The sequence below is a fragment of the Helicobacter sp. 11S02596-1 genome, assembly GCF_002272825.1.
GTDB lineage: Bacteria > Campylobacterota > Campylobacteria > Campylobacterales > Helicobacteraceae > Helicobacter_J.
On the sequence record NZ_MLAM01000038.1, the window covers coordinates 1 to 691 of the forward strand.

The 691-nt window shown below is 36.6% G+C and carries 1 protein-coding gene; it reads right to left on the reverse strand.

Annotated features, from left to right (window positions below; genetic code table 11):
* Nucleotides 1-210: 210 nt before the first annotated feature.
* Nucleotides 211-606, reverse strand: coding sequence for a LicD family protein (locus tag BJI48_RS09255; protein WP_095334279.1), 396 nt, complete (start codon nucleotides 604-606; stop codon nucleotides 211-213).
* Nucleotides 607-691 lie beyond the last annotated feature (85 nt).

Below are 691 nucleotides of genomic sequence, written 5' to 3' on the forward strand. Positions count from 1 at the left end.
GATGTTTCGACACTGAATGGGGAATTTCGAACTTTACGATTATAAAACCATCTTAAAAAACCAATCCAAAGATCGCTTTTTGCGAGCATAATGAGCGTTTTGGTAATGAATCTTTTTGGCAGACTTTTGTTTTCTATTAATGTTTGGGATGGTTTAAAGTGTTGAAAATATATATAAACAAGCAAGCGTATAAAATAAGAAAAATGTTTTTTAGCTAGACTTTTGTCTGCCCCCCCCCCCATCGAGGATAAATATATCCATACCTACACCGCTTTTGTGAGGCACACGATCATCGCCAATATAGCTAAACCACGTGGTTGTTTTGTCTTCTAACTTGCTAAAAGGCATTATATGTTTTTTGTTTTTGTCCCAGTGTTGCAGAGCAAACTTTTCTTTAAAAATCCCTTGCTTGTCTAGCTCAATGAGGCGTTCATAATCTTTTCTGGGCATCATCACATCCACATCATCATCCCACGGGATAAAGCCTTGATGTCTCACCGCTCCGAGTAATGTCCCACAATCTAAAAAATACTCTAAATTATTTTCATCACACACCCGTTTAAATTCCAGCAAAATATCCAATAAGCGTTCTTGTAATGCATCCATTTTCTTATCCTCCTTATTATGATAAAGGCAACATTGTATCCAAAGAATGATTTAGCAATCTTTATAAAACACCGCGTTGTAGCGG